The organism is Rhizobium alarense (assembly GCF_021555155.1).
GTDB classification, from domain to species: Bacteria; Pseudomonadota; Alphaproteobacteria; order Rhizobiales; family Rhizobiaceae; genus Rhizobium_D; species Rhizobium_D alarense.
In genome coordinates, this window is the sequence record NZ_JAKGBU010000013.1 from 53,982 (window position 1) to 71,976 (window position 17,995).

At 63.4% G+C, this 17,995-nt stretch carries 23 protein-coding genes; 6 read left to right on the forward strand and 17 right to left on the reverse strand.

The window, feature by feature from the left end:
- From LXM94_RS06255 to LXM94_RS06330, 16 genes are all read right to left on the reverse strand, one after another.
- Nucleotides 1-812 (reverse strand): flagellin N-terminal helical domain-containing protein (locus LXM94_RS06255; protein WP_235770323.1); only part of this gene is annotated, 812 nt, incomplete at its 3' end.
- 258 nt (nt 813-1,070) lie between these two features.
- Entirely contained in the window at nt 1,071-2,252 is a 1,182-nt protein-coding gene (locus LXM94_RS06260; protein ID WP_235770301.1) for a flagellin N-terminal helical domain-containing protein, read from the reverse strand.
- A 279-nt stretch (nt 2,253-2,531) separates the two neighbouring features.
- On the reverse strand, nt 2,532-3,269 hold the full coding sequence (gene fliP / locus LXM94_RS06265) for a flagellar type III secretion system pore protein FliP (RefSeq protein ID WP_235770302.1): 738 nt from the start codon (nt 3,267-3,269) through the stop codon (nt 2,532-2,534).
- A complete protein-coding gene (locus LXM94_RS06270) occupies nt 3,266-3,772 on the reverse strand; it encodes a flagellar basal body-associated FliL family protein (protein ID WP_235770303.1) in 507 nt (168 codons plus the stop codon). Before LXM94_RS06270 ends, fliP begins: the two co-directional genes overlap by 4 nt.
- Nucleotides 3,773-3,819: 47 nt before the next feature.
- Nucleotides 3,820-4,527 carry a flagellar basal body L-ring protein FlgH gene (gene flgH, locus LXM94_RS06275; protein ID WP_235770304.1) on the reverse strand — a complete coding sequence of 236 codons (708 nt, stop codon included), beginning with the start codon at nt 4,525-4,527 and terminating at the stop codon, nt 3,820-3,822.
- Nucleotides 4,524-5,054 (reverse strand): MotE family protein, encoded by a 531-nt coding sequence (locus LXM94_RS06280; protein ID WP_408015590.1) that lies wholly within the window; start codon nt 5,052-5,054, stop codon nt 4,524-4,526. The genes flgH and LXM94_RS06280 overlap by 4 nt, the downstream gene beginning before the upstream one ends.
- A complete protein-coding gene (locus LXM94_RS06285; protein WP_235770305.1) occupies nt 5,051-6,166 on the reverse strand; it encodes a flagellar basal body P-ring protein FlgI in 1,116 nt (371 codons plus the stop codon). The genes LXM94_RS06280 and LXM94_RS06285 overlap by 4 nt, the downstream gene beginning before the upstream one ends.
- On the reverse strand, nt 6,163-6,666 hold the full coding sequence (gene flgA / locus LXM94_RS06290; RefSeq protein ID WP_235770306.1) for a flagellar basal body P-ring formation chaperone FlgA: 504 nt from the start codon (nt 6,664-6,666) through the stop codon (nt 6,163-6,165). Before flgA ends, LXM94_RS06285 begins: the two co-directional genes overlap by 4 nt.
- A gap of 16 nt (nt 6,667-6,682) precedes the next feature.
- The gene (gene flgG, locus LXM94_RS06295) at nt 6,683-7,465 is read right to left on the reverse strand and encodes a flagellar basal-body rod protein FlgG (RefSeq protein ID WP_235770307.1); all 783 of its coding nucleotides are present in this window, start codon (nt 7,463-7,465) and stop codon (nt 6,683-6,685) included.
- 10 nt (nt 7,466-7,475) lie between these two features.
- Complete coding sequence (locus LXM94_RS06300; protein ID WP_235770308.1) at nt 7,476-7,811, reverse strand: flagellar hook-basal body complex protein FliE; 336 nt, start codon at nt 7,809-7,811, stop codon at nt 7,476-7,478.
- Nucleotides 7,808-8,227, reverse strand: coding sequence for a flagellar basal body rod protein FlgC (gene flgC, locus LXM94_RS06305; RefSeq protein WP_235770309.1), 420 nt, complete (start codon nt 8,225-8,227; stop codon nt 7,808-7,810). The genes LXM94_RS06300 and flgC overlap by 4 nt, the downstream gene beginning before the upstream one ends.
- Before the next feature lie 3 nt (nt 8,228-8,230).
- A complete protein-coding gene (gene flgB / locus LXM94_RS06310) occupies nt 8,231-8,617 on the reverse strand; it encodes a flagellar basal body rod protein FlgB (RefSeq protein ID WP_235770310.1) in 387 nt (128 codons plus the stop codon).
- A gap of 186 nt (nt 8,618-8,803) precedes the next feature.
- Entirely contained in the window at nt 8,804-9,361 is a 558-nt protein-coding gene (locus LXM94_RS06315) for a flagellar protein (RefSeq protein ID WP_235770311.1), read from the reverse strand.
- Nucleotide 9,362: 1 nt separating this feature from the next.
- Entirely contained in the window at nt 9,363-10,778 is a 1,416-nt protein-coding gene (gene fliI, locus LXM94_RS06320) for a flagellar protein export ATPase FliI (RefSeq protein ID WP_235770312.1), read from the reverse strand.
- A 5-nt stretch (nt 10,779-10,783) separates the two neighbouring features.
- Nucleotides 10,784-11,509 carry a flagellar basal-body rod protein FlgF gene (flgF, locus tag LXM94_RS06325; RefSeq protein WP_235770313.1) on the reverse strand — a complete coding sequence of 242 codons (726 nt, stop codon included), beginning with the start codon at nt 11,507-11,509 and terminating at the stop codon, nt 10,784-10,786.
- Between the two features lies 1 nt (nt 11,510).
- Entirely contained in the window at nt 11,511-12,290 is a 780-nt protein-coding gene (locus tag LXM94_RS06330) for a DUF1217 domain-containing protein (protein ID WP_235770314.1), read from the reverse strand.
- Nucleotides 12,291-12,470: 180 nt separating this feature from the next.
- On the opposite strand from LXM94_RS06330, the gene motA reads away from it, so the two are divergent.
- The 6 genes from motA (at nt 12,471) to LXM94_RS06360 (ending at nt 17,689) form a co-directional block, all read left to right on the forward strand.
- Nucleotides 12,471-13,349, forward strand: coding sequence for a flagellar motor stator protein MotA (gene motA, locus LXM94_RS06335; RefSeq protein ID WP_235770315.1), 879 nt, complete (start codon nt 12,471-12,473; stop codon nt 13,347-13,349).
- Between the two features lie 19 nt (nt 13,350-13,368).
- Nucleotides 13,369-14,304 carry a FliM/FliN family flagellar motor switch protein gene (locus LXM94_RS06340; protein ID WP_408015591.1) on the forward strand — a complete coding sequence of 312 codons (936 nt, stop codon included), beginning with the start codon at nt 13,369-13,371 and terminating at the stop codon, nt 14,302-14,304.
- Between the two features lie 56 nt (nt 14,305-14,360).
- Nucleotides 14,361-14,960: a flagellar motor switch protein FliN gene (fliN, locus tag LXM94_RS06345; protein WP_235770317.1), complete on the forward strand. Its 600-nt coding sequence runs from the start codon at nt 14,361-14,363 to the stop codon at nt 14,958-14,960.
- Nucleotides 14,961-14,990: 30 nt separating this feature from the next.
- On the forward strand, nt 14,991-16,028 hold the full coding sequence (gene fliG / locus LXM94_RS06350; protein WP_235770318.1) for a flagellar motor switch protein FliG: 1,038 nt from the start codon (nt 14,991-14,993) through the stop codon (nt 16,026-16,028).
- 130 nt (nt 16,029-16,158) lie between these two features.
- Nucleotides 16,159-17,241 carry a flagellar biosynthesis protein FlhB gene (flhB, locus tag LXM94_RS06355; protein WP_235770319.1) on the forward strand — a complete coding sequence of 361 codons (1,083 nt, stop codon included), beginning with the start codon at nt 16,159-16,161 and terminating at the stop codon, nt 17,239-17,241.
- 4 nt (nt 17,242-17,245) lie between these two features.
- Nucleotides 17,246-17,689 carry a hypothetical protein gene (locus tag LXM94_RS06360; RefSeq protein WP_235770320.1) on the forward strand — a complete coding sequence of 148 codons (444 nt, stop codon included), beginning with the start codon at nt 17,246-17,248 and terminating at the stop codon, nt 17,687-17,689.
- Between the two features lie 34 nt (nt 17,690-17,723).
- On the opposite strand, the gene LXM94_RS06365 is transcribed toward LXM94_RS06360, so the two are convergent.
- A partial coding sequence (locus tag LXM94_RS06365) for a helix-turn-helix domain-containing protein (RefSeq protein ID WP_235770321.1) occupies nt 17,724-17,995 on the reverse strand: 272 nt, incomplete at its 5' end.

Sequence of the window (17,995 nt, forward strand, 5' to 3'; positions counted from 1 at the left end):
GTGGTCGAGTCTTCGTAGGCGACTTCCTGGTCGGCGACCGTCGTCTGGTCTACGGCGAGCACCCAGGTGTCGTCGTCAACCTTGACGTAGTCGTTCGTGCCGTCGGTGGCATAGCTGCCGTCGAAGGTCGAGGCACCGGCGCCGGCCGCGATGACGTCGTCGGTCGTGAAAGCCTGGACGGTATAGGCGGAGATCACGCCGCCGACGTTGATGTTGAGCGTGACGGCAGCACCTTCGATCGTCGTCGTCGTGTCGAGGATGCCGGTGTCGCCACCCTCGTCGAAGAGGACCGTCGTCGAGTCGAGCGTGTACTCGACCTTCTTGACCGAGACGTTGCCCGAACCGTCACGAACGAAGGACGCCACGACGTTCTTCGTCTCGGAACCGCCGGCAGCCGTCAGGTCCGTCTGCAGCCAGTTCTCGCCGGAGAACGACGCGGCTTCGGCAATGCTGGCGAGCTGCTCCTGCAGCTGCGTGACTTCTTCCTGGATCTTGTCCTTGTCGACGCCTTCTTCGGTGGCGGCAACAAGCTTGGCCTTGATTTCCTTCACGACCTCGATGGCCGATTCCATACCGGCATAGGCCGTATCGACCTTGGCGGCGCCGAGGCCGAGCGCGTCCTGCACGGCGGAGAGCGCCATGTTGTCGGAGCGCATGGTGGTCGCGATCGACCAGTAGGCGGCGTTGTCCGCTGCACCGCCGACGCGAAGACCCGTTGATACCCGTGCTTGCGTTTCTTCCATGCTTCCGTCGATGGAGCGGAGCGTCTGGAGAGCAGCCATGGCTGCGATGTTCGTCAGGATGCTGGTCATGATCTAGTGCCCCTTGATTGGCTGAGAAGAAAGGGACATTCCGGGTCGCACCGGGAACGACGGCCAGCATCATGCCTGCTAACGAATTCTTAGAGAAGGTTAACTCGTCGTTTCGATGCGCCCATGTAAGCGCCGTATGGTTAACGAACTCTAAACATCAACGAGAGATTAACGATCCTCTTAACAAAATCGCCGCGCCCGTTTCCGGGCGCGGCGTCCGATAGGAACGGGGGCTCAGCCAACCCCCGCCTATATCGATTAGCGGAACAGCGACAGCACGTTCTGCGAGTCGGAGTTTGCGATCGACAGGGCCTGGATGGCGAGCTGCTGCTGGGTCTGCAGCGCCTTCAGGCGGGTCGATTCCTCGTTCATGTCGGCGTCGACGAGACGGCCGATACCCGAGTCGATCGAGTCGGTCAGCTTGGAGACGAACTCTTCCTGCAGGTCGATGCGCGAAGAGATCGAGCCGAGTGCCGAAGCCGCACTCGTCATCGAGGTCAGGGCATCGTCGACCATCTGGATGAGGCCGTCGAGCTGGGTCGATGTCGTCGTGCCGTCGATGGCGATGGTCGCTACGGACGAGGTCGTCGCGGTCGGAGCGGAAGTGGTGTCGACTGCCCAGAGAGCGCTGGTCGAGTCTTCGTAGGCGACCTCCTGGTCGGTAACCGTCGTCTGGTCTACGGCGAGCACCCAGGTGTCGTCGTCGACCTTGACGTAGTCGTTCGTGCCGTCAGAAGCATAGTCGCCGTCGAAGGTCGACGAGCCAGCGCCGGCCGTGATGACGTCGTCGGTGGTGAAGGCTTCGACGGTGTATTCGGAGATCACGCCGGCAACGTTGATGTTGAGCGTGACGGCAGCGCCTTCGATCGTCGTCGTCGTGTCGAGGATACCGGTGTCGCCGCCCTCGTCGAAGAGGACCGTCGTGGAGTCGAGCGTATAGTCGACCTTCTTGACCGACACGTTGCCCGAACCGTCACGAACGAACGAGGCGACGACCGTCTTGGCCTCGGAACCGCCGGCAGCCGTCAGGTCCGTCTGCAGCCAGTTCTCGCCGGAGAACGAAGCGGCTTCGGCAATGCTCGTCAGCTGGTCCTGCAGCTGCGTGATTTCTTCCTGGATCTTGTCCTTGTCGACGCCGTCTTCGGTGGCGGCAACGAGCTTGTTCTTGATTTCCTTCACGACTTCGATGGCCGATTCCATACCGGCATAGGCCGTGTCGACCTTGGCGGCACCGAGGCCGAGCGCGTCGGAAACGGCCGAGAGAGCGGCGTTGTCGGAACGCATGGTGGTCGCGATCGACCAGTAGGCGGCGTTGTCGGAAGCGGAGCCGACGCGCAGACCGGAGGAGATCCGGCCCTGGGTGTCTTCCATGCTCGAGGAGATCGAACGCAGCGTGGCGAGAGCGGCCATCGCGCTGGTGTTGGTCAGAATGCTGGTCATTTGTTGTCCCTTTGAACGAAATACGGATGGGGACATACCGGACTGAATTACCTACCGGTCACGACAGTTCGGCCTCATGCCAACTCGGCTCCTCCGCCTCTGCGAGAGGGATACCAAACCCGTCGTGTGAGGCAAAACTGGCAGTCATTCCTTGCCAACAACTTAACCGGCGAGGCAGCCTTTGAACGTTCCCGGCGGATGGTAAACAGCGCTTGAAAGCACATGCTTAACAAGCTTTGAACGTTCGATCGCGGGGAGGACGCCGGTGACGGCGGCAGATCAGCTGAAGGAGCGCACGAGACTGCCGACGAGCAGGTTCCAACCGTCTATCAGAACGAAGAACAGGATCTTGAACGGCAGGGAGATCGAGGTTGGCGGCAGCATCATCATGCCCATCGCCATGGTGATCGTCGCGACGATCAGATCGATGACGAGGAAGGGCAGGATGACGAGGAAACCGATTTCGAAGCCGCGGCGGATCTCCGAGATCATGAAGGCCGGAATGACGACGCGCAGGTCGACGACGCCGTCCGTCACGACGGTCTGGCCGCGTTCCTCCGCCAGCGAGATGAAGAGTTCGATATCCTTGTCACGGGTATTCGCCGTCATGAAGGTGCGGAAGGGTTCGGCGATACGCCGCGCGGCCTCGGTCTCGTCTATCTCATTGGCAATCAGCGGCGCGACCCCGTCCTGCCAGGCGCGGTCGAAGGTCGGAGCCATGACGTAGAAGGTCATGAACAGCGCGAGACTGACGAGGATCATGTTGGACGGTGTCGTCGCAAGCCCCATGCCGGAACGCAGGATGGCGAAGGCGATGACGAAACGCGGAAAGCTCGTCACCATGACGAGGATGCCGGGGGCGACCGACAGGACTGTCAGGAGGCCGAAGGTGCGGATGATCCAGGACGCGACCGAACCGTCGATAGGCGCATTGAGAATGTCACCCGGCGTCTGCTGGGCGGCTGCGACGCCGGTCATCGCCATCATGGCGATGAAGGACAATAGGAATCGAATCATTCGATCACAAAGGTTCGGAACATAACGTTGGTTACGCGTCCTTCAGAGCGAAGGTCAACCCGCTCCTGCAGGTCTTCCCGGAGATATTGGAAGCCGCGCGGCCCCTGGACCTGCTGCAATGACACGGTTCGCATATAGGCGACGATATCCTGATGAATCGCCTCGGCCAGCACCGCATCGGGCAGCCCCTTGAACATCAGCGCCACTTCCATGCGCACCAGATTGTTCGATGGATAGGCGAGATTGCTGGTGATCGGCTCCAGCGCGACAATTCCGTTGGCCTCCGTCGAGATGTGGGGAAGTTCGCCCTCCTCACCCTCGCCGCCGCCTGCATGCGCCGCCGCTTCGACGGCGGTTTTCTCCGCCGGCGGCGGTGCAAGCATGTTGCCGACGAGCCAGCCGCCGCCACCGGCCACAAGCGTCAGGACCGCAACAATCGCGATCATGACCACGATCGACGGCTTCTTCTTCTCTTCGGATGGTGTCGCTTCTTCTTCCGCCATCTCAAGGCCTTCCATTCAGACGATAGGCGCCGCGGCCATGCCGATGATCAGATCGGCGAGAACAGGTCGACGAGCTGCTGCCCGACCGGCGGCTGCTGGACCTCGGTCAAACGACCGCGACCGCCATAGGAGATGCGCGCCTCGGCGATCTTCTCGTAGGAGATCTTGTTGTCCGCATCGACGTCCTGGGGCCGCACGATGCCGGCGACGTTGAGAATGCGCAGTTCATGGTTGACACGAACCTCCTGCGAACCGGAGATCAGCAGGTTGCCGTTCTCCAGAACGCCGGTCACGACCGCGGCGACGAGAAGGTCCAGACGCTCGGCCCGCTCGGTCGTGCCGTCGCCCTTCGTGCTGGTGGACGAGCCATAGGTCAGGTCACCGTCCGCCTCGACGTCGTAATTCGTTCCGGCGCTGCCGAGGCCGAAATTGATGCCGCTCTTGTTCGTCCGGCTGCGGTCCGTCTTGTTGTCGAAGCTCGCCCGGTCATTGATCTTCATCGAAACCGTCAGGATGTCGCCGATGTTGATGGCGCGCGAGTCCTTGAAGAGGTCCGACTGGGCATCGTTCCAGATGGAGTATCCCGTCAGCGAGGTCGTCGGCTGCTTCGGATAGAGCGCCATCTGCGGCGTCTGGGCATATTGCAGGCCGGTACCGATCGGGCTCATCGAGGGCGCCTGCCCCACCTCCTTGAGCGCCTGGCTGCAGCCGGCAAGCGCCGAGCACGTCACGAGGGCGATGGCGATCTTCTTCATGACGGGTCCTTCGAGGTGTTGGGATCGGAAGCGCTGGCGATAATGCTCGCGAGCATCGCCGCCTTCTCCGCCTCCATTTCACTGAGGATCAGGCTCGACATGCGCGGCGCGAGCTTCATGACGATCGCGGATGCGACCTCCGGGCGGATCAGCTCGAGCTGGGCTGCTGCCGCATCCGGCGGCATCTTCTTGTAAATTTCGACGAGACCGTCTTCGGCGACCTTCAGGAAATCGTTGCGGCGCTTCAGCCAGTCCTCGTATTCGGACCGGCGGTCCTCAAGGGTCTTGATCCGGAGATCAACCTGTTTCTGCAGATCCTCCAGTTCCTTCTTCTGCAGCAGGTAGCGCTGGTCGCGGGCCGCATCGGCGATGTTGGTGCAGAACTCGCGGATTTCGTCTGCCGTCGCCTTGCTCGTCATGACGACGGGCCGGTCCTCGGCGAATGCGCCCGGAATAGCAAGCATCGCAAGGCCGGCGGCGGAGAGCGCGGTGCGGCGGAGCAGGCGGGAAAGGATCATGACGTTCATTGCAGCACCAATTCTGCCTGAAGCGCGCCGGCGGACTTGATGCCCTGCAGGATCGCGATGATACCGTCCGGTTTGACGCCGATGCTGTTCAGCCCGGATACGAGGGAGCGCAGATCCGAACCGTTCAGCACCGCGACCTTGGCGTCGTCCTGCTGCAGCTGGATCTCCGTATTCGGCTCGACCGCCGTCACCCCGTTGGAGAAGGGTTCCGGCTGGACGACGCGCGGCAGTTCCGTCACCTGCACGGTCAGGGTGCCGTGGCTGACGGCGACCTGGGCGATACGAACATCCTGGCCGATGACGATCGTGCCCGTCCGTTCGTTGATCACCACCTTCGCCGGCGTGTCGGTCTCGATGACGAGGTTCTCCACGTCCGCCATCAGGCGCGCGAGATCGGCCATCTTGGGCTTGGCGACATAGACCGCCTGGGAATCGCGCGCTTCGGCGATCGGCGCGCCATACTGTGCCGCCGCATAACGGTTGATTGCGTCGGCCATGCCGACGGCCGTCGAGAAATCGGGATTCCGCAGTTGCAGCACCAGGTTGGCAGAATCCTTGAACTTCGACGGCAGCTCGCGCTCGATGATCGCGCCGTTCGGTACGCGACCGGCCGTGGTCACGCCCTGCTGGAGCGTGGCGGCGTCGCCCTGTGCGTTGAAGCCGCTCACGACGATCGATCCCTGCGCGACGGCATAGATCTGACCGTCAGCGCCGGTGAGCGACGTCATGACGAGCGAGCCGCCGCGCAGCGAGGTCGCGTCGCCGAGCGAGCCGACCGTCACATCGACGCGGCTTCCGGGGCTCGCGAAGGGCGGCAGCGTCGCCGTCACCAGAACGGCCGCGATGTTCTTCGACCGGGATTCGTCGCCCTGGGTGGAAATGCCGAGATTCTGCAGCATGGCGCGCAGCGACTGCTCGGTGAACGGCGAACTCCTGAGGCTGTCGCCGGTGCCCTGGAGGCCGACGACGAGGCCGTAGCCGATCAGCTGGTTGTCGCGTCCGGCCTGCAGCGAGGCAACATCCTTGATGCGCGCGGCGGCATAGGCCGGCTGCACGCCATGGACCAGCCCGACGACGAGCGCGAACAGGAAAGCGGTTGCGGTCTTGATCATCGTGCCACCACGTGAATGGTTCCGTCGGCCATCACCGTGCCGGACACGATGACGCCGGTATCCTTGTTGCGCACGCGGATGAGTTCGCCGATCGCCGCGTCCTGCAATGGCGTACCGGATGCGCTGATGCGCAGCGGTCCTTTTTCGTAGACGAGCTTGATCGAGGAGCCGCGGTTGACCGCATAGGGCTCGCGCAGTGCCGAAACGAGAATGATCCTGCCCGGCAGCAGCGTCCTGCGGGTGATCAGCCCATCGATCTCGCCGATATGCCGGGCATAGCCCGGGCGCAGGTTCGGATTGGTAACCTCGACCTCCTCCAGCAGCCCCGCCTGGAGCTGCTCGCCCGGATAGATGATGCGTTTCGGGACGACCGCCAGCGGCGAGTCGGCGAAAGCGGGCGCCGCGAAGACCAGCGCCGCGAGGGAGAACATCAGCATCCGACCCGTCAGGCGCGACGACATGCGGCGGCGCCGCGATGTTGCGTTTCGGCGAAACATCATGTTTCCCTCGCTTCCCTTATCTCAGGTTCTTGCTGACGACAGCCGCCATTTCGTCGGCCGCTTGGATGATCTTCGAGTTCATCTCGTAGGCGCGCTGCGCCGAAATGAGGTCGGTGATTTCCTTGACCGGATCGACGTTGGACGCTTCGAGATAGTTCTGCTGCATGTAGGCGAAGCCGTTTTCGTCCGGCACGCCCTCGTTCGCCGGGCCGGACGCGGCGGTTTCGCGGAAGAGGTTCTCGCCAAGCGGCTCGAGGCCGGCCTCGTTGACGAAATTGGCGAGCGTGATCTGGCCAAGCTCCTGTTGCTCGGCGTCGACAGTGGCAAAGACCTGGCCGGAGCGCGAAATGGTGATCTCGGTCGCTTCCGCCGGCACGACGATGCCTGGAGCGACCGTGTATCCGTCGAGCGTGACGAGCTGCCCGTCCGCATTGGTGTTGAAGGCGCCGGAGCGGCTGTAGAGCATCGTGCCGTCCGGGGCCTCGATCTGGAACCAGCCACGGCCGACGAGCGCAATGTCGAAGGAGTTGCCCGTCTGAGTGAGCTGGCCCTGCAGATGCAGGTTGCGCACCGCCGCGGTCTTGACGCCGAGGCCGATGATGGCGCCTTCCGGCACGATCGCCTGGTTGCCGCGGTTCGGGACGCCCTGCGCGCGCTCCGTCTGGTAGAGCAGGTCCGAAAACTCCGCCCGCGCCCGCTTGAAGCCGGTCGTGTTGATGTTCGCGATGTTGTTCGCGATCACCTCGAGATTGGTCTGCTGGGCGTTCATGCCGGTCGCGGCAATGGCAAGGGCTTTCATCAATCGTTCCTTAGATTTGCATGCGTGCGACTTCGAGGTAGGCGGTCACGACCTTGTCGCGGATCGCGATCGCGGTCTGGAGCGCCTGCTCCGCGTTCATGACGGCATCGACGACCTCACGGGTGGTCGCCTCGCCGCGAATGCCCTGGAAGGACTTCACTTCGCTGAGCTTCAGCGTGTCGACCGCGTCGGTCGCCATGTCGCTCATCACCTTGGCAAAACTCGACGCGGCCTCGGTCGGCTGTGCCGCCTGCGCGCCGAGCGTGGTCGTCGTGGTCTCCGAGGAAATGTCGGAGAGGCCGCTGGTCGTGACCAGCGCGCTGACGGTCTTGATGCTGTCAATCATTGCGAGGCCCTCAGCAGATCGATCGTCGCGCTGATGAGGTCGCGGGACTGCCTGATGCTTTGCAGGTTCGCCTCGTAGGACCGGTTCGCCTCACGCATATCCGCCATCTCGACGAGCGGGTTGACGTTCGGAAGCTTCACCATGCCCTTGTCATCGGCGGCCGGATTGCCGGGGTCGAATTCGGCTGTGAAGTCGCCCTCGTCCTCGCCCAGACGCTCGATTTCGACAAGCGATGCGCCGACCTGGCGGTCGAGTTCGGCTGCAAAAGTGATGGTCTTGCGGCGATAGGGATCGGCACCGGGCGTGTCACCCGTGGAGCGGGCGTTTGCGAGGTTCTCCGAAACGATGCGGATACGGGTGGACTGGGCTTCCAGCCCGGAGGCGGCAACCTTGAGCGAAGCGACGAGCGGATCCATTCATTATCTCCTGACTGTCATCAGCATCATGCGATGAAACGACTTCACGAGACCGGCATTGAGCTCGAACTCGCGCTTTACCTGTCCCTCTTTCATCAGTTCCTCGGCGAGACCGACCGAGTTGCCCGAGACCTGCACGCCGACTTCGCCGTTCTCGTCGGACTTGACGTCGGTGACGTCGCCGCTGAGCGCCGCTTCGGCGAAGTGCGTCGGATGCGTCGTCGCCATCTGGATGCCGGTATTTTCCAGCACCGTCTGGAAAGGCGTGACATCCTTGGCGCGGTAGCCCGGCGTGTTGACGTTTGCGATATTTCCGGCAACCACGGACTGGCGCACGGCCAGCCACTCGGCTTGTTTCGAGGCAAGCTCGAAGAATTGAATCGGTTGCATCACAAGCTCCATCCTTGTTCGCCCCCAACCTAGGGGAACAAACTTGCGTGGGACTTGCCTAAGCCGGAGAAAGGGGACATGCCGGAAATCCGGTAGCCGGTGCCATCCGGCCTTCGCCCGCAGGCGGGGGAATGCGTCGATCCGCCGATTCACGGCATGCTTCCCGCTCCGCCTCCAACGCCCGCGTCAGTTGCGCTCGTAGACGTCGCCGTTGGAGGTGACGATCACCCATTTGCCGTTGCGCTGCTCGAGCGTTGCGAGCCGGCTGTTGTCCGGCAGGACCGAACCGACGCGCACGATATACATGCCGCTTGCGTCCTCGATCAGAGCCCGGCCGTTCGCGACATGCATCAGGCGGAAGCCCGAGGGCGCCGGCAGCGGCTGCTCCATGCCGGTCTCGGTCGGCGTGCCGAGCTTCTTCTCCGCACCGACGCCGGGCACCGTCGCGGTGGACAGGCGGTCGAGTGCGGCGTCCGCGCCGTCCTCGTCGTCGTCAACCATGGCAGCCGGAGATACGCTCATCACCTCGCGGGCAGCGGTTTCCGGAAGGTCACGCGTCGTGCCTTCCCACAGCGGCGGCACGGAGAACTTGTCGGGGTTGAGGAACACGTACCATGGGAAGAAAGCGGCAACGGCTGCCAGCAGCACGCCGCTGCCAACCAGGATCCTGTCCGCGAGACCGTAACCCGCCGGCTTCGTCCGGCCGATCGGCCTGACGACCTTGTCCGCGTCGAAATCCGTCATGTCACCCTCTTGCCCTTGCATTGCCCGGCTGTGCCGTGGCCGCGTTCTTCAGCGCCACCGCCAGATCGGCGAAGGCGTCGCCTGCCGGCTTCTCGCCCGGCGTCTGCTTCAGGACCTCGTAGATGACCGGCACCTGCTTGATCGCCATGTCGAGGTCCGCATCGCTGCCGGCGCGGTAGCCACCGATCAGACGCAGGTCCTGCGTCTCCTCATATTTGTGGATGAGCGCCTTCAGCCGCGAGACGAGCTTCTCCTGGTCGGGCGTCCAGGCCTTGCGGGCCAGACGCGAAATCGAGGAGAGCGGATTGACGGGCGGATACCGCCCCTCCTCCGCCAGGCTGCGCTCCAGCACGATGTGCCCGTCGAGAATGCCGCGCGTCGAATCCGCGATCGGATCGTTGTGGTTGTCGCCGTCGACGAGGATCGAGATGATGGCGGTGATGGTCCCCGACCCCTCCGTCCCCGGACCCGCCCGCTCGAGAAGCCGCGGCAGCTCGGTGAAGACCGATGCCGGATAGCCGCGCGCGATCGGCGGCTCGCCGGATGCGGTCGCGACCTCGCGGATCGCATGGGCGAAGCGCGTGACGCTGTCGACGATCATCAACACGTTGTCGCCCTGGTCGCGATAATGTTCGGCAATCGTCATCGCCGTCAGCGGCGCCATCTTGCGCAGCATCGGGCTTTCGTCGCTGGTCGCGACAACCGCGACCGACTTCGACAGGTTGTCCCCGAGCGTATCCTCGATGAACTCGCGCACCTCGCGGCCGCGTTCGCCGACCAGCGCGATCACCACCTTGTCGAAGGCGTCCGCCCGCGCCAGCATCGAAAGCAGCGTCGACTTGCCGACGCCGGAACCGGCGAAGATGCCGAGACGCTGGCCGAGGCAGAGCGGTGCGAAAATATCGATGGCGCGCACGCCCGTGTGGAAGCCCTTCTCCACCCGCCGCCGCGTCATGGAGGGCGGTGCGGTATTGGAGATCGACCGGCGGACGTCCCCCTGGACAAGGGGGCCGCGGCCGTCGATCGGCTCGCCGAGCGCGTTGATCGTGCGCCCGCACCAGGCGGCGGTGGGCGCCACGCGGAAGGCGCCCTTGCGGATCACCGTGTCGCGGATGCCGATCGGCTCGCCCGGCTCGATCGGGCAGACGACGATCGAGTCCGGTTCGACGCGGACGACTTCGCCGAGATGGATGCCCGTGGCGCTCCGGTGCGCCACGAACTCGCCGAGACGCACATGCCGCGACAGGCCGGTGACGGTGTAGTTGCCTGCGGCGATCGTCTGGACCTGGCCGCCGTGGGCGATCGAGAATTCCGGACTGTAGTAGCGGCGGACGAGCCCGGAAAGGGCGCTGAGCTTGCGTGCACCCTCTGCGCGGGGCTGGTGGGCGGCTGTCTTGATGGTCGCGGGAGCTTTCATTGCGCTTACCGGGTGCCGCCGAGGGTCTTGATGGCCTCGTCGAGCGATGTTTCGCTGTCACGGATGAGCGACGTCACGGCCTCGAAGGCGCGGGTGACGTTGATGAGCTGCGTCATTTCGCCGATCGCGTTGACGTTGGATTCCTCGACGAAGCCCTGAATGATGCCGGCATCGACCCGGTCGACCACGGGCTCGGGCGCGACGGCCGGGATGACACCGCTGTTGCCCGCCCGCACGAACCCCGACGAGAGGTCGGCCTCGAACAGGCCGAGTGCCGCGACCGGCTGACCATTCTGGTTGAGCTGGCCGTCCGCGCTGATCGCCACGGGACCGTTGTCGCGATCGATCTGGATCGGGCCGCCGCCCGCATCGAGCACGGGGTAGCCGTTGAGGGTCACGAGGTCGCCCGCTTCCGTGAGCGTGAACCGTCCGTCGCGGGTCAGCGTCTGGCCGGCCGGCGTCTCGACGGCGAACCAGGCATCGCCCTTGATGGCGAAATCAAGCATGCCGCCCGTCTCCGTCATGCCACCGCTCTTGGTCGAAATGAATTCGCTACCCTCATCGACAAAGGCGACGTCGGCAACCTCGTTGTTGTCGATCACCTGGTTGAACTTCACCTCGGCGGCGCGGAAGCCGACAGTCGTCGAATTGGCCACGTTGTCGGCAAGCGTCGTCATACGCCGGTCAAGCGCAATCTGGGACGAAAGCGATACATAGAGTCCTGTCTGCACGTTACTGGCCTCCGAGCTTCAGGTTGTTGATGGCGATGAGAAGGTCGGTGGAAATCCCCGTCAGGCTCGACGACTGGAAGGGCATCGTCGGGTCCACCCCGTCCGAGGGGTTCTCGATCTCCCACATGCTGGTAAAGCGCTCGAGGAACTTGGCGACGGCGGTCGGCTCCTTGAAGCTCTCGAGGTCCAGAACCTCCTCGTAATAGGCCGCCTGCCGGTCGACATCCGTGGCGACGAATTCGGAGGGAAGCTGGAGAGCCGTGCGCACGACCTGCGAAATGGCGTCGTCGGCGATGACCGAATAACCGCTGGTGATCGACGAGGCCATGCGTTCGAAATAGAGCGCCAGGCGAACGCCGACATTCTCCTCGCCCGCCTCCAGTTCCAGCGTCTGGCGGTTGTACTTGTCGACGACGCCCTGCTGCGCCCGTTCGAAGGATGTCGTCGCTTCGCCATAACGCGAGAAGTCCAGCGACTCCACGAGTTCCTTGTAGCGGGTGTCGCTGAGCTGGTTGGCGAAAGCGTCCTCGCTGTCGACGCCTTCGCTCAGCACCTTGCGCATGAACGCCTTGGCATAGGCCATGTCTTCGAGGCCATGCGCCTTCATGACGTAGTTATAAAGACGCGAGTCCGCGAAGAAGTCGTCGATCGACTTCACGCTGCCGATGTTGGCAAGGTAATATTCCGTCTCGCGCTTCACATCCGGCTTCTCGGCGACACGCTCCAGCGACGTCGTCATGTCTGCGGTGATCAGCTTGTAGCTCGTGTAGGTGGTTGTCACGTGGCCCCCGCGCAAAGCCTGTTTCCGGGCACACTGCCCGCTTTGGGCGCATACTGGTCGGCAATGCTTGCGCGAACCTGAAGCTCGGAGCGCCGCCAAAGACGTGTCCAGGTACAGCCTCACACAAGGCTCGCCCCGTATTCCGATCTGGTCGGAAAATGTGTGGGGCTCGTAGGCTACATGAACATCATCATCGGTCTCATCGTCACCTTCGGATGTGTCTTGGGCGGCTACATGGCCATGGGCGGCCATCTGGAAGTGCTGAACCAGCCGTTCGAGCTCATGATCATCGGCGGGGCGGGCATCGGCGGCTTCATCGTCGCCAACACGATGAAGGTGATCAAGGAGACCGGCAAGGCGCTCGGCGAAGCCTTCAAGCATAAGGTCCCGAAGGAGCGTCACTATCTCGACACGCTCGGCGTGCTCTACAGCCTGATGCGGGATCTGCGCACCAAGTCGCGCAACGAGATCGAAGCCCATATCGACAATCCTGAAGAATCCCCGATCTTCCAGTCGGCGCCGACAGTCCTCGCCAACAAGGAACTCACCGCCTTCATCTGCGACTACGTCCGGCTCATCATCATCGGCAATGCCCGCAGCCACGAGATCGAGGCGCTCATGGACGAGGAGATCGCGACGATCACGCGCGACAAGATGAAGCCCTACAACGCGCTCAACACGATGGGCGACGCCTTTCCGGCCATCGGCATCGTCGCGGCCGTGCTCGGCGTCATCAAGGCGATGGGCGCCATCAACGAATCGCCGGAAGTGCTCGGCGGCAAGATCGCGGCTGCGCTCGTCGGCACGCTGCTCGGCGTGTTCCTGTCCTATTCGATCGTCACGCCGGTCACCACGAACATCAAGGTGGTTCGCGAAAAGCAGAACCGTCTCTACATCATCGTGAAGCAGACGCTGCTCGCCTACATGAACGGCTCCGTGCCGCAGGTGGCGCTCGAATACGGCCGCAAGACGATCTCGGCCTACGAGCGTCCGTCGATCGACGCCGTCGAGCAGGAAATGATGAATCCGGGCGGCGGCGGCGACGCCAAGGCCGCCTGAGGAACTGGACGCAAGGACCGTGACCGTGAGCGAGAAACCCACTTTCGACCCAACCGTGCTTGCCAGACTGACCGGACAGCTCGGCGACCGCGAAAGCGTCTCCAGGCTCTGCGCCAAGCTCGGCGAGGTCTTCGCCGAATTCCTGCCGGACCTGTTCGAGAGCGAGCTCGGCCTCGACGTCGCGGTGTCCTATGCCGGTTTCGAGACCGGACGCTATGGTGCCCTGATCAGCGGTCTCGGCGGCGCCATGGCGCTTTCCGACTGTGAACTGCGCGACTGGAGCCCGCAGTTCACGCTCATCTGCGACAGTCCCTTCATCATCACGCTCGTCGAGAACATGCTCGGCGCGGCAACAGACGCAGTCGAGGAACCGGAGCCGCGGCCGCTTTCCAAGATCGAACTCGACGTCGCGGCCATGATCTTTGCGCGCATCGCCGGCGTCCTCAAGACGGCTGTCGGAGGGGAGAACAGCTACGAGATCCTGCAGGGTGCGCCTTATAATGCCGAAGAGCGGAGAGCCCCGGAAGACGGGTCGGAGCAGAAGCATGCGGCGCTCGTCAACATGGCCGTCGGTATCGGCCCGGTGCTGTCGACCTTCTGCGTCGTCGTTCCGCAGAGCGTGTTGCTGAAGACCGTCATCACGTCGCCGCGCGCCGTCCAGCCCCCGAAGACCCGCAGGGAATGGAGCGAGCAGCTCGGCGAGCAGGTGCGTCGATCCAAAGTGACGCTCGAGGCCCGCATCCGGCTTGAAAGCCAGAAACTCGAAACGATCAGCCGGCTTGCGGTCGGCGACGTCATTCCGTTCCAGGACAAGGCGGACGTCCGGGTCGACGTCAGCGCCAACGGCACGAAACTCTATGTCTGCGAGTTCGGCCGATCGGGCGCACGCTACACGGTCCGGGTGAAAGACACCTACGGCTCACAGGACGAATTGCTTCAGGACATTGTCGGATAGGCTGATGGCCGGCCCAACGTAGGGCTCAGGCAAGCTTCAATTGGAATAGTGGTCACATGGCACCGAAGAAGACACCCATTGCAGACGACTTGATGTCGACCATCAATGCCGGCGATGCCGAGCTCGAACAGGCGATCGACGACCTGCGCGGCGTCCTGAAGAAGGATGCCGGGGCAGACGAACCAGACTTCGGCGCATCCGCCGAGACGGACCCGCTTGCGGCCTTCGGCGGTGATTTTGGCGACGCCGCAGCGGCCGGCGATTTCGGAGCCGGCTCCGATTTCGGCGGCGGCGACCTTGGCGGATCGAGCTTCGGCGCGGATGACTTCGGCGGCAGCAGCTTCGACGGCGGCAGCTTCGGTGGCGGCGATGCGGACGCGTCGCCACTCGGCAGTGCGATGGAGGCCAATCTCGGTCTCATCATGGACATTCCGATCGAGCTGCAGATCGTCCTCGGCTCCTCGCAGATGCAGGTTTCCGGCCTCATGAACCTGACGGAGGGCGCCACGATCGCGCTCGACCGCAGGATCGGCGAGCCGGTCGACGTGATGGTCAACGGCCGGGTGATCGGCCGCGGCGAGATCACCGTTCTGGAAAACGACGACACCCGCTTCGGGGTCAAGCTCATCGAAGTGAAAAGTACAGCCAGGAACTGATACCGGTCAGAGGTTTCAGGGGGACAATCCATGATGGATTTCGAGAATTTCGGCAGCACGGCGGTCGGCGCACCGCTAAGCCCCGTCGACAAGGCCGCAGCTGTGCTGCTTGCCATGGGCAAGCCGATCGCCGGCAAACTCCTGAAATATTTCAGCCAGGGCGAACTTCAGGGCATCATCGCCGCAGCGCAGAACCTGCGCGCCATCCCGCCTCACGAGCTCATCGATCTCGTCAACGAGTTCGAGGACCTCTTCACCGAGGGGGCCGGGCTGATGGACAATGCCAAGATGATGGAAGGCATTCTGGAAGAAGGCCTGACGCCCGACGAGGTCGACGGGCTGCTCGGGCGGCGCACCGCCTTCCAGGCCTACGAGACAACGATCTGGGACCGCCTGCAGGACGCCGATCCGATCTTCATCAGCAAGTTCCTGCTCAAGGAACATCCCCAGACGATCGCCTACATTCTTTCGCTCATGCCGTCCTCCTTCGGCGCGAAGATCCTGCTCGAGGTTCCGGACGATCAGCGCGCCGACATCATCAACCGTGCTGTCAATCTCAAGGAAGCCAGCCCCAAGGCGACCGCGATCATCGAGAAGCGGGTCATCGAGATGATCGATGCCTTTGAGGCGGAGAACAATTCGCCCGGCTCCAACAAGGTCGCCGAACTGATGAACGAGATGGAGAAGACGCAGGTCGACAAGCTGCTGGCCTCGCTCGAGTCGATCAACACCGAATCGGCAAAGAAGGTGCGCCCGAAGATCTTCCTGTTCGAAGACCTGCTCTACATGCCGCAGAGAAGCCGCGTCTCGCTCTTCAACGACGTCTCCGGCGACATCATCACCGCATCGCTCCGCGGCGCCCCGATGGAACTGCGCGAAGCCGTGCTCTCCTCGATCGGTGCGCGCCAGCGCCGCATGATCGAGTCGGACCTTGCAGCCGGCGATCAGGGTGTCAATCCACGCGAGGTGGCAATCGCCCGCCGGTCGATCGCCCAGGAAGCCATCCGCCTGGCCGCTTCCGGCCAAATCCAGTTGAAAGACAAGGACGAGGGCCAGGCCGCAGCCTGATGCGGCTTGACATGCACGCCCCTTGCGCAGAGCCTTCGGAAAGACCCGGATCCCGGCCAGGATTCGGGTTTTCTGATTCGCCGCGTGCAGCGCCCGCGGCGGTATTCCCTGCGTTTCCCGGGAGGCGGCGATGGCCGACGATCAGGACAAGGACAGCAAAACAGAGAGCCCCACGGAGAAGAAGCTCCGCGATGCGGCTGAAAAGGGCAACACGCCCTTCGCGCGCGAAGTGCCGGTTTTCGCCTCGACGATCGCCATCTATCTTTTCCTGGTGTTCTTCCTGCCGAACGGCATGGCGCGAATCGGCGAAACGCTGAAAGACCTGTTCGAAAAACCGGAATCCTGGGATCTGACGACGAGCGGCGACGTCATCGCCCTCTTCCGCCATCTCACCTGGGAGGCGGGCGCGCTGCTCCTGCCCGCCCTCATCATGATGATGGTCTTCGGCCTTGCCGCTTCGATCCTGCAGAACATGCCGAGCCCGGTCCTCGAGCGCGTCAGGCCGCAGTTTTCCCGCCTGTCACTGACCAAGGGCCTCGGCCGCATGTTCGGCAAGCCGGGCCTCGTCGAGTTCGGCAAGTCGCTCATCAAGGTGGGCGCCGTTTCGATCTTCGTCGTCCTCGTCCTCTGGGACGACTATTTTGCCTCGCTCGACACGATGTTCTCCGATCCCGCCGCGCTCTTCCACATGCTGGGAGGCGATGCGAACCAGGTCCTGGTGATCATCCTCTTCGCCACGGCGGTGATCGCCGTGCTCGACTTCGCCTGGACGCGCCACCACTGGTATTCGGAGCTGCGCATGACGAAGCAGGAGGTGAAGGAGGAGATCAAGCAGGCGCAGGGCGATCCCATCGTCAAGAGCCGCCTGCGGTCGATACAGCGCGACCGGGCCCGCAAGCGCATGATGACCGCCGTTGCCCGCGCGACCCTGGTGATCGCCAACCCGACGCACTTCGCCGTCGCGCTTCGCTACGTTCGCGAGGAAGGCGATGCGCCGGTCGTCGTCGCCAAGGGCCAGGACCTCGTGGCGCTGAAGATCCGCGAGATCGCCGAGGAGCACAAAATCCCCGTCTTCGAGGATCCGCCGCTCGCACGCTCAATGTTTGCGCAAGTCTCGGTCGATAGTGTCATTCCGCCGGTGTTCTACAAGGCCGTGGCGGAGCTGATTCACCGGGTTTATGCAGCTTCGCCCCAAAAGCGACGGGTAAACTGACAATATGAAAAGATGCACCCACTCTACCCAGCGTGAAAGGATTGTCGCGGAAGCAATTGGCCCGGTTGCTTCGGAGTTGCGGCTGTTGGACGCCGCCGACCTCGTATCGCTGCTGCGATTCGAGTGCTACGGCAATCTGGCCGATCTCATTTCCTCTGCCGCGGAACTCTATTTCCTGCCCGGAACCGTCGTGTTCGGCGCCGGCGGCGACTACAAGCTGGACTGGGATACCGAGCCGGAGGTCGTGCTCGACCTCGAGCTCCGCCCCGAAGGCGTGACGGTCTATACGAAGCTTTTCCTTGCGAAGGAGCACGCCGGCGTGGAAATCACCCATGTCGCCTTCAGCACTCCGGCCGACGATCCGGATGACAACACCGCATTCCTGGCGACAAGCCTCAGCAATGCGAAGTTCAAGGTCGGACATGCTCCGCCCGCGACAGCGCACTGAAATCGGGGCCGGGGTCTGAACGAGCCCGATTGTCTCAGGTGATGTAGCCGAGGCGGATCGCCTTGGCGATCGCCTGGATGCGGTTGACTGCGTCGAGCTTCGTGGTCGCCGTGCCGAGATAGGCGTTCACCGTGTGCACGGAAAGGCCCATCTTGTCGGCGATCGCTTCGCTGATGCAGCCGTCGCCTGCCATCTGCAGGCAGGCGATCTCGCGATCGGTCAGCGTTTCGGCAGGTGCCGCCTTGCGCTCGTCGGCAACGAGCATGTCGATCATCATCTGGCAGCAGCGCATATGGGTATCGATGA

Coding starts and splice junctions, on each gene's coding strand:
- fliG (WP_235770318.1), top strand. CDS start 14,991: ATGATGGATTTCGAGAATTTCGGCAGCACGGCGGTCGGCGCACCGCTA.
- LXM94_RS06285 (WP_235770305.1), bottom strand. CDS start 6,166: ATGATCAAGACCGCAACCGCTTTCCTGTTCGCGCTCGTCGTCGGGCTG.
- LXM94_RS06300 (WP_235770308.1), bottom strand. CDS start 7,811: ATGATTGACAGCATCAAGACCGTCAGCGCGCTGGTCACGACCAGCGGC.
- LXM94_RS06270 (WP_235770303.1), bottom strand. CDS start 3,772: ATGGCGGAAGAAGAAGCGACACCATCCGAAGAGAAGAAGAAGCCGTCG.
- fliP (WP_235770302.1), bottom strand. CDS start 3,269: ATGATTCGATTCCTATTGTCCTTCATCGCCATGATGGCGATGACCGGC.
- LXM94_RS06315 (WP_235770311.1), bottom strand. CDS start 9,361: ATGACGGATTTCGACGCGGACAAGGTCGTCAGGCCGATCGGCCGGACG.
- flgC (WP_235770309.1), bottom strand. CDS start 8,227: ATGGATCCGCTCGTCGCTTCGCTCAAGGTTGCCGCCTCCGGGCTGGAA.
- flgH (WP_235770304.1), bottom strand. CDS start 4,527: ATGAAGAAGATCGCCATCGCCCTCGTGACGTGCTCGGCGCTTGCCGGC.
- LXM94_RS06260 (WP_235770301.1), bottom strand. CDS start 2,252: ATGACCAGCATTCTGACCAACACCAGCGCGATGGCCGCTCTCGCCACG.
- flgA (WP_235770306.1), bottom strand. CDS start 6,666: ATGATGTTTCGCCGAAACGCAACATCGCGGCGCCGCCGCATGTCGTCG.
- flgG (WP_235770307.1), bottom strand. CDS start 7,465: ATGAAAGCCCTTGCCATTGCCGCGACCGGCATGAACGCCCAGCAGACC.
- fliI (WP_235770312.1), bottom strand. CDS start 10,778: ATGAAAGCTCCCGCGACCATCAAGACAGCCGCCCACCAGCCCCGCGCA.
- motA (WP_235770315.1), top strand. CDS start 12,471: ATGAACATCATCATCGGTCTCATCGTCACCTTCGGATGTGTCTTGGGC.
- flhB (WP_235770319.1), top strand. CDS start 16,159: ATGGCCGACGATCAGGACAAGGACAGCAAAACAGAGAGCCCCACGGAG.
- flgB (WP_235770310.1), bottom strand. CDS start 8,617: ATGCAACCGATTCAATTCTTCGAGCTTGCCTCGAAACAAGCCGAGTGG.
- LXM94_RS06360 (WP_235770320.1), top strand. CDS start 17,246: ATGAAAAGATGCACCCACTCTACCCAGCGTGAAAGGATTGTCGCGGAA.
- LXM94_RS06280 (WP_408015590.1), bottom strand. CDS start 5,054: ATGAACGTCATGATCCTTTCCCGCCTGCTCCGCCGCACCGCGCTCTCC.
- fliN (WP_235770317.1), top strand. CDS start 14,361: ATGGCACCGAAGAAGACACCCATTGCAGACGACTTGATGTCGACCATC.